The 15253-nt window shown below is 68.8% G+C and carries 12 protein-coding genes; 6 read left to right on the top strand and 6 right to left on the bottom strand.

The genetic code is table 11. The features are described from left to right. Positions 1-39 precede the first annotated feature (39 nt). From B7G54_RS08525 to B7G54_RS08505, 5 genes are all read left to right on the top strand, one after another. Positions 40-1746 (top strand): AMP-binding protein, encoded by a 1707-nt coding sequence (locus B7G54_RS08525; protein WP_085038689.1) that lies wholly within the window; start codon positions 40-42, stop codon positions 1744-1746. A gap of 110 nt (positions 1747-1856) precedes the next feature. Beyond that, entirely contained in the window at positions 1857-3371 is a 1515-nt protein-coding gene (locus B7G54_RS08520; protein WP_085038688.1) for a CoA-acylating methylmalonate-semialdehyde dehydrogenase, read from the top strand. Between the two features lie 18 nt (positions 3372-3389). Further along, the gene (mmsB, locus tag B7G54_RS08515; protein WP_011354325.1) at positions 3390-4289 is read left to right on the top strand and encodes a 3-hydroxyisobutyrate dehydrogenase; all 900 of its coding nucleotides are present in this window, start codon (positions 3390-3392) and stop codon (positions 4287-4289) included. Next, positions 4289-5080: an enoyl-CoA hydratase gene (locus B7G54_RS08510; protein WP_085038687.1), complete on the top strand. Its 792-nt coding sequence runs from the start codon at positions 4289-4291 to the stop codon at positions 5078-5080. The genes mmsB and B7G54_RS08510 overlap by 1 nt, the downstream gene beginning before the upstream one ends. After that, the gene (locus B7G54_RS08505) at positions 5077-6216 is read left to right on the top strand and encodes an enoyl-CoA hydratase/isomerase family protein (RefSeq protein ID WP_085038686.1); all 1140 of its coding nucleotides are present in this window, start codon (positions 5077-5079) and stop codon (positions 6214-6216) included. The genes B7G54_RS08510 and B7G54_RS08505 overlap by 4 nt, the downstream gene beginning before the upstream one ends. Before the next feature lie 41 nt (positions 6217-6257). Here the strand turns inward: B7G54_RS08505 and B7G54_RS08500 are convergent, their stop codons facing one another. Next, complete coding sequence (locus B7G54_RS08500; protein ID WP_085038685.1) at positions 6258-7178, bottom strand: LysR family transcriptional regulator; 921 nt, start codon at positions 7176-7178, stop codon at positions 6258-6260. Positions 7179-7356: 178 nt separating this feature from the next. Between B7G54_RS08500 and B7G54_RS08495 the strand changes: the two genes are divergently transcribed. Continuing rightward, a complete protein-coding gene (locus B7G54_RS08495; RefSeq protein ID WP_085038684.1) occupies positions 7357-8895 on the top strand; it encodes an MFS transporter in 1539 nt (512 codons plus the stop codon). Positions 8896-8937: 42 nt separating this feature from the next. On the opposite strand, the gene B7G54_RS08490 is transcribed toward B7G54_RS08495, so the two are convergent. The 5 genes from B7G54_RS08490 to B7G54_RS08470 form a co-directional block, all read right to left on the bottom strand. Continuing rightward, positions 8938-10311: an efflux transporter outer membrane subunit gene (locus B7G54_RS08490; RefSeq protein WP_085038683.1), complete on the bottom strand. Its 1374-nt coding sequence runs from the start codon at positions 10309-10311 to the stop codon at positions 8938-8940. Positions 10312-10324: 13 nt separating this feature from the next. Then, positions 10325-12376, bottom strand: coding sequence for a MacB family efflux pump subunit (locus B7G54_RS08485; protein ID WP_085038682.1), 2052 nt, complete (start codon positions 12374-12376; stop codon positions 10325-10327). Positions 12377-12378: 2 nt separating this feature from the next. Further along, positions 12379-13572, bottom strand: coding sequence for an efflux RND transporter periplasmic adaptor subunit (locus B7G54_RS08480; RefSeq protein ID WP_085038681.1), 1194 nt, complete (start codon positions 13570-13572; stop codon positions 12379-12381). Between the two features lie 286 nt (positions 13573-13858). Then, complete coding sequence (locus B7G54_RS08475) at positions 13859-14587, bottom strand: class I SAM-dependent methyltransferase (protein ID WP_085038680.1); 729 nt, start codon at positions 14585-14587, stop codon at positions 13859-13861. 55 nt (positions 14588-14642) lie between these two features. Beyond that, positions 14643-15224: an HD domain-containing protein gene (locus B7G54_RS08470; RefSeq protein ID WP_085038679.1), complete on the bottom strand. Its 582-nt coding sequence runs from the start codon at positions 15222-15224 to the stop codon at positions 14643-14645. Positions 15225-15253 lie beyond the last annotated feature (29 nt).

Below are 15253 nucleotides of genomic sequence, written 5' to 3'. Positions count from 1 at the left end.
AGCGCTAAAGCGCTAACGTGGGTCGACAGGAGACGACACATGACGGTACAGGCATTCCTGGACGCACGCGACTTTCTGCTGCGCCATCGCACCGACTACGAGACCGCGTACCGCGATTTCGAATGGCCGGTGCTCGATGCATTCAACTGGGCGCTCGACTACTTCGACCCGATGGCGCGCGGCAACGACCAGCCCGCGCTGTGGATCGTCGACGCGGCGACCGGCACGGGCGACCCGTATTCGTTCGCGCAGATGTCCGAGCGTTCGTCGCGGATCGCGAACTGGCTGCGCTCGATCGGCGTCGTACGCGGCGACCGGATCCTGCTGATGCTGCCGAACCGTGTCGAGCTGTGGGACGCGATGCTCGCCGCGATGAAGCTCGGTGCGATCGTGCTGCCTGCCACCACGCAACTGTCGCCCGACGACGTGCGCGACCGCGTGCAGATCGGCGGCGCGAAATACGCGATCGTCGACGAGAACGAAACCGCCAAATTCGAACAGTCCGACCTCGGCCTCGCGCAGAAGATCGTCGCCGGCGCGCCGCGCGCGGGCTGGCTCGCGATGAACGACGGCTATGCGGCAAGCGTCGAATTCGAGCCGGACGCCGTCACGCACGCGAACGATCCGATGCTGCTGTACTTCACGTCGGGCACGACGTCGAAGCCGAAGCTCGTCGAGCATACGCACCGCACCTATCCGGTCGGCCATCTGTCGACGATGTACTGGGTCGGCCTGCAACCGGGCGACATCCACTGGAACATCAGCTCGCCGGGCTGGGCGAAGCACGCGTGGAGCTGCTTCTTCGCGCCGTGGAATGCGCAGGCGTGCGTGTTCGCATTCAACTATGCACGCTTCGAGCCGAAGATGGTGCTCGATGCGCTCGTCAAATACCAGGTGACGACGCTGTGTGCGCCGCCGACCGTGTGGCGCATGCTCGTGCAGCAGCCGCTCGCGTCGTTCGACGTGAAGCTGCGCGAGATCGTCGGCGCGGGCGAGCCGCTGAATCCCGAGATCATCGAGCGCGTGAAGAAGGCATGGAACATTTCGATCCGCGACGGCTACGGCCAGACCGAGACGACCTGCCTGATCGGCAACTCGCCGGGCCAGCCGGTCGTCGCGGGCTCGATGGGCCGGCCGCTGCCCGGCTACCGGATCGCGCTGCTCGACCCGGACGGCGCGCCGGTGACGGAGGGCGAGGTCGCGCTGCCGATCGGCGCCGACGTCACGCGCCCGGTCGGGCTGATGAAAGGCTATGCGAACAACCCGGACGCGACGGCCTACGCGATGCGCGACGGCCACTACCGCACGTCGGATATCGCGATGCGCCGCGACGACGGTTACTACGTGTACATCGGCCGCGCGGACGACGTGTTCAAGTCGTCCGATTACCGGTTGAGCCCGTTCGAACTCGAGAGCGTGCTGATCGAACATCCGGCGATCGCCGAGGCGGCCGTCGTGCCGAGCCCCGACCCGGTGCGGCTGTCGGTGCCGAAGACCTTCATCACGCTGCGGCAGGGCTACGAGGAAAGCCCGGCACTCGCGCTGGAGATCTTCCGGTTCTCGCGCGAGAAACTCGCGCCGTACAAGCGGATCCGCCGCCTGCAGTTCGCGGAGCTGCCGAAGACGATCTCGGGGAAGATCCGCCGCGTCGAGCTGCGCCGCCGCGAGATCGAGCGCGGCGACGATGCAAGTGAACGGATGCCCGGCGAATACTGGGAAGAGGATTTCGCCGCCGAACTGAAGTGACGTGACAGCGGGCCGCGCGCGCCGCAACTCGCGGCCGCCGCCCGCAGCCGAATTGAACCGGCCGCGCGGCGATATCGCGCTTCGCGGCCTTCTGCAAGGAGAGAGCATCGATGAACGCGAATTCGAAAGACGTGCCGACGGTCAAGCTGCTGATCGACGGCGCCTTCGTCGAGTCCGCCACGAACGAGTGGCGCGACATCGTCAACCCGGCGACGCAGCAGGTGCTCGCGCGCGTGCCGTTCGCGACCGTCGCGGAAGTCGACGCGGCCGTGCAGGCCGCGCACGCCGCCTACGCGACGTGGAAGAACACGCCGATCGCCGCGCGCATGCGCATCATGCTGAAGTTCCAGGATCTCGTGCGCACGAACCAGCAGCGCATCGCGAAGACGCTGACCGCCGAGCAGGGCAAGACGATTCCCGATGCCGAAGGCGATATCTTCCGCGGCCTCGAAGTGGTCGAGCACGCGTGCTCGATCGGTTCGCTGCAGCTCGGCGAATTCGCGGAGAACGTCGCGGGCGGCGTCGATACCTACACGCTGCGCCAGCCGCTCGGCGTGTGCGCGGGCATCACGCCGTTCAACTTCCCCGCGATGATTCCGCTGTGGATGTTCCCGATGGCGATCGTGTGCGGCAACACGTTCGTGCTGAAGCCGTCGGAACAGGATCCGCTGACGACGATGCAGCTCGTCGAGCTCGCGATCGAGGCCGGCATACCGAAAGGGGTACTGAATGTCGTGCACGGCGGCAAGGAAGTCGTCGACGCGATCTGCACGCATCCGCTCGTGAAGGCGATCTCGTTCGTCGGTTCGACGGCGGTCGGCACGCACGTGTACAACCTCGGCAGCCAGCACGGCAAGCGCGTGCAGTCGATGATGGGCGCGAAGAACCATGCGGTCGTGCTGCCCGACGCGAACCGCGAGCAGGCGATCAACGCGCTCGTCGGCGCGGGCTTCGGCGCGGCCGGCCAGCGCTGCATGGCGACGTCGGTCGCGGTGCTCGTCGGCAACGCGCGCGACTGGCTGCCGGACATCGTCGCGAAGGCGAAGGCCCTGAAGGTCAATGCGGGCGCGGAAGCCGGCACGGACGTCGGGCCCGTCGTGTCGAAGGCCGCGAAGGAACGCATCCTGTCGTTGATCGACGCGGGCGTGAAGGAAGGCGCGAAGCTCGAACTCGACGGCCGCGACGTGAAGGTGCCCGGCTACGAGCAGGGCAACTTCGTCGGCCCGACGATCTTCTCGGGCGTGAAGACGAACATGTCGGTCTATACGCATGAAATCTTCGGGCCCGTGCTGGTCGTGATGGAAGCCGACACGCTCGACGACGCGATCGCGCTCGTCAACGCGAACCCGTTCGGCAACGGTGTGGGCCTGTTCACGCAGAGCGGTGCGGCCGCACGCAAGTTCCAGAGCGAAATCGACATCGGCCAGGTCGGCATCAACATCCCGATCCCGGTGCCCGTGCCGTTCTTCAGCTTCACGGGCTCGCGCGGCTCGAAGCTCGGCGATCTCGGCCCGTACGGCAAGCAGGTCGTGCAGTTCTACACGCAGACCAAGACGGTCACCGCACGCTGGTTCGACGACGACGCGACGGCCGGCCCGGTGAACACGACGATCCGGCTGCATTGAGCGGCGGAGGACACGAACATGAAAATCGGATTTATCGGCCTCGGCCACATGGGCGCGCCGATGGCGCTGAACCTGCTGAAAGCCGGCCATGAAGTGCACGCGTTCGACCTGAGCGCCGATGCATTGCGCGCACTGCAGGATGCCGGCGCACAGGTGGCCGCGTCGCCGCGCGATGCCGCATCGGGCGCGACGTTCGTCATCACGATGCTGCCGGCCGCACCGCACGTGCGCTCGGTGCTGTCCGGCGAGAACGGCGTGCTCGCCGGCCTCGGCGCGGGCGCGACCGTGATCGATTCGAGCACGATCGACCCGGCGAGCGCGCAGGCGTTCGGCGCGCTGGTGCGCGAGCACGGCGGCGCGTTCGTCGATGCGCCCGTGTCGGGCGGCACCGGCGGTGCGGCGGCCGGCACGCTGACCTTCATGGTCGGCGGCAGCGATGCGGATTTCGAGCGCGTGAAGCCCGTGCTCGCCGGCATGGGCAAGAACATCGTCCACTGCGGCGCGACGGGCATGGGGCAGGTCGCGAAGGTCTGCAACAACCTCGTGCTCGGCATCTCGATGGCGGCCGTGTCGGAGGCGATGTCGCTCGGCGTCGCGCTCGGTATCGACCCGAAAGTGCTGGCCGGCATCGTCAACACGTCGACGGGCCGCTGCTGGAGCTCGGATACCTATAACCCGTATCCGGGCGTGATCGACACCGCACCGTCGTCGCGCGGCTACTCGGGCGGCTTCGGCACCGACCTGATGCTGAAGGATCTCGGCCTCGCGAACGACGCGGCGAAGCAGGCACGCCAGCCCGTCTATCTCGGCGCGCTCGCGCAGCAGCTGTATCAGACGATGAGCAGCCGCGGCGACGGCCAGCTCGATTTCTCGGCGGTGATCCGCCTGTACCAACCGGCAACGAAGAAGGACGCGTGATGATCGAACTGGACTACGTCGACGACGGCGCGATCGCGTGCGCGACGCTCAAGCGTCCGCCCGCGAACGCCTTTACGGCCGACGGGCTGCGGCAACTGCAGGAAACCGTCGCCGAACTGAACGCGAACCCGCGCGTGCGGGCGCTGGTGATCACCGGCGACGGCCCGAAGTTCTTCAGCGCAGGTGCCGACCTCAACACGTTCGCCGATGGCGACCGCGCAGTCGCGCGCGCGATGGCGTCGCGCTTCGGTGCGGCGTTCGAGGCGCTGCACGACGCACGCGTCGTGACCATTGCGGCGATCAACGGCTATGCGATGGGCGGCGGGCTCGAATGCGCGCTTGCGTGCGACCTGCGGATCGCCGAGACGCATGCACAGATGGCGCTGCCGGAGCCGTCGGTCGGCCTGCTGCCGTGCGGGCTCGGCACGCAGACGCTGCCCTGGCTCGTCGGTGAAGGCTGGGCGAAGAAGATCATCCTGACCGGCGCGCGGGTTGACGCGGCCACCGCGCTGCGGATCGGCCTCGTCGAGGACGTCGTGGAGTCGGGCGCGGCGCGCGATGCGGCGCTGGCGCTGGCACGCAACGTCGCGCGGCAGAGCCCGCACGCGGTCGCATACAGCAAGGAGCTGATCGGCCTCGCGCGCCGCGGCGTGCCGCGCAGCGCGGCGCTCGCGCTCGAGCGCGAACGCTTCGTCGACCTGTTCGAGACGAACGATCCGCGCGAAGGCGTGGCCGCGTTCCTCGGCAAGCGCGCGCCGCAATGGCATACCGATGGAGAGCCGCAACGATGAGCACGCCGGTCACGACTCCCGACGCGTTCGCGGAGCATGCACCCGAGGTGCTGTTCCGCGTGGTGAACCGCGTGGCGCTGATCACGCTGAACCGGCCGGCCGCGCTCAACGCGTTGTCGTACGCGATGATCGGCGAGCTGGCCGCGCTGCTCGAGCGCTGCCGCGACGACGACCAGATCGTCGCGGTCGTGCTGCGCGGCGCGGGCGAGAAGGGCTTCTGCGCGGGCGGCGACGTGCGCGCGTTGTACAGGATGGTCGCGCAGCGCGAAACCTGGCTGCCGTTCTTCGTCGACGAATACCGGCTCGACTATGCGATCCATACGTTCCCGAAACCGGTGGTCGCGCTGATGGACGGCGTGACGATGGGCGGCGGCATGGGGCTCGCACAGGGCGCTGCGCTGCGCGTTGCGACCGAGCGCAGCAAGATCGCGATGCCGGAGACGCGCATCGGCCTCGTGCCCGACGTCGGCGCGACGCATTTCCTGTCGCGCATGCCGGTCGAGCTCGAACTGTACGTCGGGCTGACCGGCGCGATGCTGTCGGGCGCCGACGCGCTGACCGCGAAGCTCGCGGATCTGTGCGTGCCGTCCGCATGGCTCGACACGTTCGAGACGCGCATCGAAAGCGTCAAGTGGGAAGGCGATGCACTGCCGCTGCTGCGCAAGGTGTTCGAGCCGCCGTGCAACGTCGTGCCGCACGCGGCACTCGACAGCCAGATGCCGTGGATCGTGCGTCACTTCGACAAGCGCTCGACCGTCGAGCGGATCGTCGCGACGCTGACGCAGGATCTCGCGCGCGAGGAGCTGTCGCGCGAGCACCGTCAATGGCTGCAGGCGACGCTCGACGCGCTCACCGGCCATTCGCCGACGATGCTGTACGTGACACGCGAGGCGCTGCTGCGCGGCCGGCAGATGACGCTGGCCGAATCGTTCCGGATGGAGCTCGGCATCGTCGCGCGCGCGATCGAGGAAGGCGACTTCTGCGAAGGCGTGCGCGCGCATCTCGTCGACAAGGATCGCAAGCCGCGCTGGGCGCCCGCGTCGCTCGTCGAGCTGCGCGCCGAACGCGTGCGGCATTTCCTCACGTCGCCGTGGAAGCTGTTTGCGCATCCGCTGGCCGATCTCGGCGCGGCGTGATGACCCGACGCGCCCGTGTGGCGCGTCGGTTTCATTTCATCTCATCCCGTTTCACCCTGGCGCGCGATCATCGGCGGAATCGCCTGCGCGAACGCGTCGATCACGCAGCGCGTCTTGCGCGGCAGGTAGCGCGTCTTCGGCCAGATCGCGTGGATGTCGCCTTCGCAGACGAAGCAGCGATCGAGCACGACCGTCATCTCGCCGCGCTTTACGTATTGATCGAGCAGCCAGCTCGGCAGCCAGGCGATCCCGAACCCCGATGCGCCGGCCGCCGCGATCGCCTGCACGTCGTCGAAACTGAGCTGGTGCGGCATGTCGACCCGTACCGTCGAGCCGTCCGGCGCGCGCAAATCCCACGGTTGAACCACGCCCGAGCGTGAATACGCGATCGTCCGGTGGTCTTTCAGATCGTCGAGCGTCTTCGGCATCCCGTAGCGGGCGAGATACGACGGCGCCGCGCCGAGGCTGCCGTACTGCGTGCCGAGCCGCCGCACCGCGAGGCTCGTGCTGTCCGCGAGCGTGCCGATCCGCACCGCGAGATCGATGCCTTCCTCGACGAGATCGACGAAGCGGTCGGTGATCGACACGTCGATCCGCAAATGCGGATAGGTGCGCGCAAGATCGAGCACGATCGGCGTCACGCAGTGGTGCCCGAACGCGAGCGGCACGCTCAGGCGCAGCTTGCCGCGCGGCTCGTTGCGGCCGCAGTCGAGGTCGGCCTCCGCCGCTTCCAGTTCCGCGAGTGCGCGCACGCAGCGATCGTAGTACGCCTGGCCGTCGTCGGTCAGGCTCTGGCTGCGCGTCGTGCGCTGCAACAGCCGTGCGCCGAGCCGCTTCTCGAGCCGCGCGACCGCCTTGCCGACGGCCGAACGCGTCATGTCGAGCCGCTCCGCGGCGAGCGCGAAGCTGCCCGATTCCACTACCTGGACGAAGGTCGTCACGCCGTCGAGTCTGTCGGTCATGGGGGAAGGGGTCGATTGAGTCCTGCAGTTCCCCAGTCTGGAGAAGTGCGTGCGTCAATGGGGATGGAAATTCTCACTATAGTACCGATTCCCGTCCAGCGTGCGTCACCGGCCGCACGCGGCGAACCCTTCTCACCTGGAGGCGTGCGGCCCGTCGCCGGGCCGCCGCGCAATACGCATGACGCTATCCGACTCCCGCAGGAATGCGGTCGCGCTCGCGGCCGTCTGTCTCACGTCGCTGATGTTCGGCCTCGAAATCTCGAGCGTGCCGGTGATCCTGCCGACGCTCGAACACGTGCTGCACGGCGACTTCAACGGCATGCAGTGGATCATGAACGCGTACACGATCGCGTGCACCACGGTGCTGATGGCGGCCGGCACGCTCGCCGACCGCTTCGGCCGCAAGCGCGTGTACGTGATCGGCACCGTGCTGTTCGGCGCGACGTCGCTGCTGTGCGGGCTCGCGCCGAGCGTGCCGGTGCTCGTCGCGGGCCGGCTGCTGCAGGGCGCGAGCGGCGGCGCGATGCTGATCTGCCAGATTGCGGTGCTGTCGCACCAGTTTCGCGAGGGCCGCGAGCGCGGCCGCGCGTTCGGGATCTGGGGAATCGTGTTCGGCATCGGGCTCGGCTTCGGGCCGATCGTCGGCGGTGCGATCGTCGCGCTGGCAAGCTGGCCGTGGGTGTTCCTCGTCCACGCGCCGCTCGCGGCCATCGCGCTCGTGCTGATCGGCGGCGCGGTGCAGGAGTCGCGCGATCCGCATGCGGGCAGGCTCGACGTGGCGGGCATCGTCACGCTGTCGCTCGCGGTGCTCGGCCTGGCGTTCTACATCACGCAAAGCGCGGAACTCGGGCTGACCAGCGCCGCCGGCCTCGGCGTGCTCGGCGCAACCGTGCTGGCGCTGGCCGGCTTCTTCATCGCGGAACGCGCCAGCGCGCGGCCGATGTTCGACTTCTCGGTGTTCCGGATTCGTGCGTTCACCGGCGCGATCTTCGGCTCGATGGGGATGAACTTCAGCTTCTGGCCGTTCATGATCTACCTGCCGATCTGGTTCCAGGTCGCGCTCGGCTACGACAGCGTGACAGCCGGCCTCGCGTTGCTCGCATACACGCTGCCGACGCTGGTCGCGCCGCCGTTCGGCGAACGGCTCGCGCTGCGCTACGGGCCGGGCATCGTGATCCCGGGCGGCCTGTTCACGATTGCGGCCGGTTTCGCGCTGATGCGGATCGGCAGCGCGGCCGACCATGCAGGCTGGGTCACGATGCTGCCCGGTTGTTTGATCGCGGGCATCGGGCTCGGGCTCACGAATACGCCCGTGACCAACACGACAACGGGCGCGGTACCGAGCTCGCGGGCCGGGATGGCGTCGGGCATCGACATGAGCGCGCGGATGATCTCGCTCGCGCTGAACATCGCGGCAATGGGCTTCGTGCTGGTCGCGGGGATCGTCGCGAGCCTGAAGGCCGGTGTCGCAGGGGCGATCGGCGACGCGGCGCTGCGCCGGCTCGCGCAGGAGATTGCCTCCGGCCGGACCGACGGGCTGCACGAGATCGCACCGGCGCTCGCCCAGGCCGACCCGACCGGCGCGGCGTTGCACGCGGCGCTCGTGCACGGGTTCGGCTGGGTGATGGTGTACGGCGCGGCGGGTGTGGCCGTGCTCGCGACGGCGAGTGCGCTAGCGTTCGCACCGGCGCGGCGCGGGGCACCCGTGTGCGAATGACGCGGCGCGTGGCCGGCGTGGCCGGCCCGGTGCGCGCGGCGGTCAGGACATCCCGCCGCCGAGCGCGCGGTACAGCGTCATCTGGTTGTTGAGCCGGTCCAGCCGTGTTTGCTCGTCGGCGCTTTGCGCGTCGCGCAGCAGCCGCTGCTGGTCGAGCCACGGCTGCACGGCGGTCGCGCCGGCCGCGAACCGTGCGGCGGCAAGCCGCTCGGCGCGCTGCGCCTGGGCCAGCGACAGCGCGCGCTGTTCGGCTTCGCGTTCGAGCTGCACGCGCGCCGACAGCGCATTCTCGACTTCCGCGAGCGCCGTGTAGAGCTTCTGGCGGAACCCGACGATCGCTTCCTCGTACTGGGTCTTCGACACCTTGATCTGCAACTGCATCGTGTTCCACTGGATGAACGGCAGTGCCAGGCCGAGCCCGAGCGTGCCGACCGGATTCGCGAGCACGCGCTCGAGGCTCGTGCTCGACGTGCCGGCCTGGCCGGTCAGCGTGAAGGTCGGATAGAAGCTTGTACGGGTGGCGTCGACGTTTGCGAGCGACTCGCGCAGCCGGAACTCCGCCGCGCGCAGGTCAGGGCGCCGGCCGAGCAGGCTGGCCGGCAGGCCGGCCGCGACCTCCGGCGGCGGCGCGTCGGGCAGCGCCGGCGGTTCCGCTGCGCGCTGCTGCGGCGGCCGATCGAACAGGATCGCGAGCGCATGACGGTTCTCGGTGCGCTGCTGGATCAGGCGAGTCTGCGCGGCGCGTTGCGCGGCGAGGCTCTGTTCGGCCTGCGCAAGGTCGAGCCCCGACACGGCGCCGGCCGTGTGCCGTGACCGGACGACCGCGAGCGTGCGCACCGCATACGCGATGTTCGCATCGCCGAGCGCGATCTGCCGGTTCAGATAGCCGATCTGCCAGTACAGCGACGCGGTCGTGCCGATCAGCGACAGCCGCGCGGCTTCGAGATCGGCGGCCGTCGCGTCGGCTTCCCAGCGCGCGGCGTCGCGCAGCGCGGCCAGCCGGCCCCACAGGTCGATTTCATAGCTAAGCGAAACGTTCGCGTTGCTCGATCGGCTCACCTGGTGCGTGTCGAGCGTGCGTGACACGGCACCGTTCGCGCCGGCCGATACGTTGGGCGTCAGGTTCGTATTCGCGAGCCCGGCCTGCAGTTGCGCGCGGTATACGCGGATCGCCGCGATCGCGAGGTCGTTGTTGGCGCGCAGCGCGTCGTCGATCAGCGCATCGAGTTGCGGATCGCCGAAGCTGCGCCACCAGTCGCGCGTCGTGGCCGGCGCGTTGGCGGAAGCCGGCGCCGCCCAGTTCGCCGGCATCGCGACGGCCGGCAGCGGCTCGTGGCGCGCGCCCGCGCAGCCGGCGAGCAGCGCGGCCGCACACGCGAATGCGCCCAGGCGGTGAAGCGGTGAGGAATGCGTCATGGCGGGCCTTGCGTCAGTCGCGCGCGAGCGCATCGATCGGATCGAGCCGCGACGCGTTGCGCGCAGGCATGAAGCCGAATATCACACCGGTGAGCGTCGAGCAGACGAACGCGGTCACGATCGCGCCGGCCGAGAACACCATCTTCCACTGCGCAACGAACATCGAGAACAGCGCGCCGAGCCCGAACGACAGCGCGATGCCGATCGTGCCGCCGAGCAGGCAGACGAGCACGGCCTCGACGAGAAACTGCTGCAGGATGTCGGACTGGCGCGCGCCGACCGCCATCCGGATGCCGATTTCGCGCGTGCGCTCGGTGACCGACACCAGCATGATGTTCATCACGCCGATCCCGCCCACGACGAGCGAGATCACCGCGATCAGCGACAGCAGCAAGGTGAGCGACTGGCCGGTCTTCTCGACGGTCTTCACCACGCTGTCCATGTTGTACGTGAAGAAGTCCTTGCGGCCGTGGCGCTGCGTCATCAGTTTTTCGAGGCTTTTCTCGGCGGCGGCGCTCGGCTGCCCGTCGCGCACGCGCACGGTGATGCTGTCGAGGTAGCGCTGCCCGAACAGGCGCCCGCTCGCGGTCGTGTACGGCACCCACACGTTCAGGCTCTTCACGCTGCCGAACGCGCTCTTCTTGTCGGCCGTCACGCCGATCACGACGCACGGCACGTTGTCGACCAGGATCACTTCGCCGATCGGGTTGCGCGCCGCGCCGAACAGCTTGCGGCGCGTGTTCTGGTCGATCACGGCCACCTGCACCTGGCGGCGCACGGCCTCCTCGTCGAATGCGACGCCCAGCGCGAAGCGCATCCCGCGTGCCTGGAAGAAGCGGTCGCCGACGCCGCTCACGAGCGCGTTCACGTCGACGTTGCGGAAGCGCAGCAGCAGCGTGCGCGACGTTTCGGGCGTCGCACTGTCGACGTACGGCTGCTCGGCGAGCGCGGCGACATCGGCGGGCACGAGCGTCTGGATCGCGTCGGCGCGGCTGTCGCCCCAGTCGGTGCCCGGATAGATGTTGATCGTGTTCGTGCCGATGCTGCCGATCTCGTCGAGCATGTAGCGCTTCGCGCCTTCGCCGATCGCGACGATCGACACGACCGACGTGATGCCGATGATGATGCCGAGCATCGTCAGCAGTGTGCGCAGCCGGTGCGACACGAGCGCGATCCACGCCATCCGGCAGGCCTCGGCGAAGCGGCCGGAGCCGGCCGCGAAGCGGCGCGTGCGGGTGCCGGTATCGGCATGCGCATCGGTGTCGACTGCAGCGGGTGGCGGCGTGCCGTGGTGATCACGGGCGGCTGGCGCGCCGGTTGCCGCTTCGATTGCTTCCGCTGCGTCGACGCACGCTTGCGCGAGCGCTTCTGCATAGTGCCGATTTGGCCGGTCGGCGACGATCTCGCCGTCGCTGATCTCGATGATGCGCTTCGCATGGCGCGCGACGGCCTTGTCGTGCGTGACGATGACGATCGTATGGCCGAGCGCGTTCAGCTCGTGCAGGATGCGGATCACGTCCTGGCCGCTTTTCGTGTCGAGCGCGCCGGTCGGTTCGTCGGCGAGGATCACCTGGCCGCCGTTCATCAGCGCGCGGGCGATGCTCACGCGCTGCTGCTGGCCGCCGGACAGTTGGCCGGGGCGATGGTGCGCACGATCCGCGAGCCCGAGGCGCGCGAGCAGCTCGCGTGCACGAGCGTGCCGCTCGGCGCGCGGGGTGCCGGCATAGATCGCGGGCATTTCGAGGTTCGCGACCGCGTCGACGTGCGGCAGCAGGTGATAGCGCTGGAACACGAAGCCGAAGTGTTCGCGGCGCAGTTGCGCGAGCTCGTCGCTGTCGAGCATGTGCGTGTCGCGGCCGCCGACCGTGTAGGTGCCTTCGCTCGGGTGGTCGAGACAGCCGAGGATGTTCATCAGCGTCGACTTCCCGGAGCCCGACGCGCCGACGATCGCGACGATCTCGCCCGCGTGGATCGACAGGTTGACGTTGTTCAGGACGACGACGTCCTTGTCGCCGGCCGGGAAGCGCCGTGTGACGGCAGCGAGTTTCAGCAGGGGCTGGCTCATCGTCACACCACGTCTGCGAGCGGCGCGTGGTCGTCACCGGCCGCTTCGCCGATCACGACGCGTTCGCCGTCCTTCAGGCCGGCCAGCACTTCGACGCGCACGTTGTTGTTGATGCCGATGCGGATGTTGCGCGTTTCCGTGCTGCCGTCGGCGCGCAGCACGCGCACCGCGTAGGTGCCGTCCTTGCGTTTTTCGCCGAGCGCGGCGGCCGGGATGCTGAGCGCGTTGCGCGCATTGCCGAGCACGATATTGACTTGCGCGGTCATCGAGATGCGCAGCCGGTGCGCGGGGTTCGGCACCTCGAACAGCGCGTTGTAGAACACGGCCGAATTCGGCTTCGTGCCGCCGCCCGCGCCGCCGCCGAGCATGCTTTGCGCTTCGGCGTAGTTCTGCGGCGCCGGCTCGATCGCGCGCAGCCTGCCGTAGTGGCGCTTGTCCGGTTCGCCGAGGATCGTGAAGTACGCGGTCTGGCCGGCGCTCACGCGGATCACGTCGGCTTCCGACACCTGCGCCTTCACGGTCATCGTGTCGAGATCGGCGAGCTTCAGGATCACCGGCGCCTGCTGCTGCGCGATCACGGTCTGGCCCTCCTGCGTGACGACCGCGACGACCTCGCCGTCGATCGGCGCGACGATGCGCGTGTAGCCGAGGTTGGCCTGCGCGGTTTCGATCTGGATGCGGGCCGAGCGGATCTCCGCGGCGAGCGATGCGAGTGTCGCGCGCTGTACGTCGAGCGCGGCGCGCGCGGCCTCGAACGATTCGCGTGATGTTGCGTCGTCGGGCAGCATCGCCTGCTGGCGCCGGAACGCGAGTTCCGCCTGCGTGAGTTGTGCGGCAGTCGATTGCTGCTGTGCGCGCAGGCTTTCTTCGCTGGCGCGCGCCTGGCGCAGCGCGTTTTCCGAGATCACGGGATCGATCTCGGCGAGCCACTGGCCCTTCGTGACCTTGTCGCCGAGCTTGACCTTCAGCGACTTCAGCTGCCCGGACACCTGCGCGCCGACGTCGACCTGCTTGAATGCCTGAAGCGCGCCGGTTGCCAGCACCGCGTTCTCGAGATCGCCGCGCGAGACGGGCGCGGACAGGTATTGCGGATGCTTGTCGGGCGCGCACGCCTTCAGCGTGACGCCGGTGGCGATCGCGGCGATGGCAACGGTAGCCAGCACGATGCGCCGGCGGCGATGGGTCTTCTGAGTCATGAGCGTGCGGCGAGGATGAAGCGATGCCGGCGATGCGTGCGGCCGGGCAGGACGATCCGGCCGGCGTCGCATGCCGGGCATGTTGCCCGCGACGGTATCCGCGTACGCATCGCGCGGCCGTGCCGAGTCGAATCAGCCGCTCATGGTAAGCGAGGAAATCACGCCAAATCGTGTGGAAATTGTGCTGAATTGTGCGAACGGTGCGCGGGAGCGGATGCCGCGCAGCGTCATTGTTGCAATCGGTGAGAGCGGCGCGCGAAGGCGCGTGCGCGTGTGGCGGGCTGCGCTACCGCTGCGCGGCGACGAGCGCCATCATCGGCCGGTCGCGTTCCTCGTCGAGCGCGGGCAGCGCATCGACCTGCGCCTGCGTCGGCCCCCATTCGTCCAGATGCGTGAGCGTGAAGCCGCTGCCGATCAGCAGGTTCACGAGCGTGCCGAGCGTGCGGTGCTGCTTGACGACGCCGGGCGCGAGCCAGTCGGTCACGCGTTCGCCCTCAAGCTGGTAGCCGTCGAGCGGCCAGGAGCGGTTGCCCTGCGCATCGACGACGAAGCCGGGCCGGCGCGGCGCCGTATAGACCGGATGCTCGATCGAGAACACGAGCCGCCCGCCGGGCACGAGCGCGCGATGGATCGTGCGCAGCAGCGTGTCGAGATGCGCGACGTAGTGGAATGCGAGCGAGCTGTACGCGAGATCGAACGCGGCGCCCGGCAACGCGAGTGTTTCGAGATCGTCGCGGCGGTATGTGATTGCCGCGTGCGCGGCGGTCGATGCCGCGCGTTCGAGCATGCGTGCGGAGACGTCGATACCGAGCACGCTTGCCGCGCCCTGGCTTGCCGCCCAGCGGCTGAACCAGCCGTAGCCGCAGCCGAGGTCGAGCACGTTGCGGCCGCGCAGGTCGGGCAGCAGCGCACGCAGCGCGGGCCATTCGGGTGCGCCGTCGAGGCCGCGGATCGAGCGGTTCAGGCGGCTGTAGCCTTCGAAGAAGGCCGGATCGTCGTAGATGTTCTGCGTCATGCGTCGGACCTCGTGCGAGCAGGGTGCACGGTGCCGCGCGCCCGATCCCGCGAGCTTACGCGTGCTGCCCGCTCGCGTCGATCCGGCGTTGCGTGTCGGCGTCGACGATGTCGCGGATCGCGCTGAACAGCGGCGCGGCGTCGGTGTAGCGGCGGCCGTAGCCGAGATTGAATGCGTAGTCGAAATCGGGCGGATTGCTGCCCTGGTTGTGCTGCAGGATCGTCTCCAGCTTGTCGAGCGCCTTCGCCGCACGCGCTTCCGGCGATGCAGCCGCCTCGTATTCGTCCCACAGTGCGACGATCTCGTTGCGCTGCGCGGGATCGAGCGGCGCGGTCAGCGTCAGCAGGTCGTCGCGTTCGTGCGCGCTTTTATCGGGGTGCGCGGCCTGTTCGATCGCGGGGATGTCGCCGTGCAGCGCCTCGCCGAGATCGTGGACGACGCACAGCTTCAGCAGTTTCAGCGTGTCGACGCCGGGCAGCGCGTCGGCGAACACCAGCGCCATCAGGCATAGCCGCCAGCTGTGCTCGGCCGTGCTTTCCGCGCGCCCGCCAGACGTGTAGCCGCTGCGCAGCACGTCCTTCAGGCGTTCGGCTTCGCGCAGGAAAGCGAGCCGCGCGTGGATCGTATCGGGGTTCATGGTCGGTCGGCGTCCTTGCGATGAGCCGT

Origin of the sequence: Burkholderia puraquae (assembly GCF_002099195.1) — a bacterium.
In the GTDB taxonomy this organism is placed as follows: domain Bacteria; phylum Pseudomonadota; class Gammaproteobacteria; order Burkholderiales; family Burkholderiaceae; genus Burkholderia; species Burkholderia puraquae.
Note: the sequence above shows the minus strand (reverse complement) of the source record. Positions and strands in the feature narration are given on the sequence as shown.

What these genes read in the sequence shown, in the direction of transcription:
- B7G54_RS08525 (WP_085038689.1), top strand. Translation starts at nt 40, where the DNA reads ATGACGGTACAGGCATTCCTGGACGCACGCGACTTTCTGCTGCGCCAT.
- B7G54_RS08520 (WP_085038688.1), top strand. Translation starts at nt 1,857, where the DNA reads ATGAACGCGAATTCGAAAGACGTGCCGACGGTCAAGCTGCTGATCGAC.
- mmsB (WP_011354325.1), top strand. Translation starts at nt 3,390, where the DNA reads ATGAAAATCGGATTTATCGGCCTCGGCCACATGGGCGCGCCGATGGCG.
- B7G54_RS08510 (WP_085038687.1), top strand. Translation starts at nt 4,289, where the DNA reads ATGATCGAACTGGACTACGTCGACGACGGCGCGATCGCGTGCGCGACG.
- B7G54_RS08505 (WP_085038686.1), top strand. Translation starts at nt 5,077, where the DNA reads ATGAGCACGCCGGTCACGACTCCCGACGCGTTCGCGGAGCATGCACCC.
- B7G54_RS08500 (WP_085038685.1), bottom strand. Translation starts at nt 7,178, where the DNA reads ATGACCGACAGACTCGACGGCGTGACGACCTTCGTCCAGGTAGTGGAA.
- B7G54_RS08495 (WP_085038684.1), top strand. Translation starts at nt 7,357, where the DNA reads ATGACGCTATCCGACTCCCGCAGGAATGCGGTCGCGCTCGCGGCCGTC.
- B7G54_RS08490 (WP_085038683.1), bottom strand. Translation starts at nt 10,311, where the DNA reads ATGACGCATTCCTCACCGCTTCACCGCCTGGGCGCATTCGCGTGTGCG.
- B7G54_RS08485 (WP_085038682.1), bottom strand. Translation starts at nt 12,376, where the DNA reads ATGAGCCAGCCCCTGCTGAAACTCGCTGCCGTCACACGGCGCTTCCCG.
- B7G54_RS08480 (WP_085038681.1), bottom strand. Translation starts at nt 13,572, where the DNA reads ATGACTCAGAAGACCCATCGCCGCCGGCGCATCGTGCTGGCTACCGTT.
- B7G54_RS08475 (WP_085038680.1), bottom strand. Translation starts at nt 14,587, where the DNA reads ATGACGCAGAACATCTACGACGATCCGGCCTTCTTCGAAGGCTACAGC.
- B7G54_RS08470 (WP_085038679.1), bottom strand. Translation starts at nt 15,224, where the DNA reads ATGAACCCCGATACGATCCACGCGCGGCTCGCTTTCCTGCGCGAAGCC.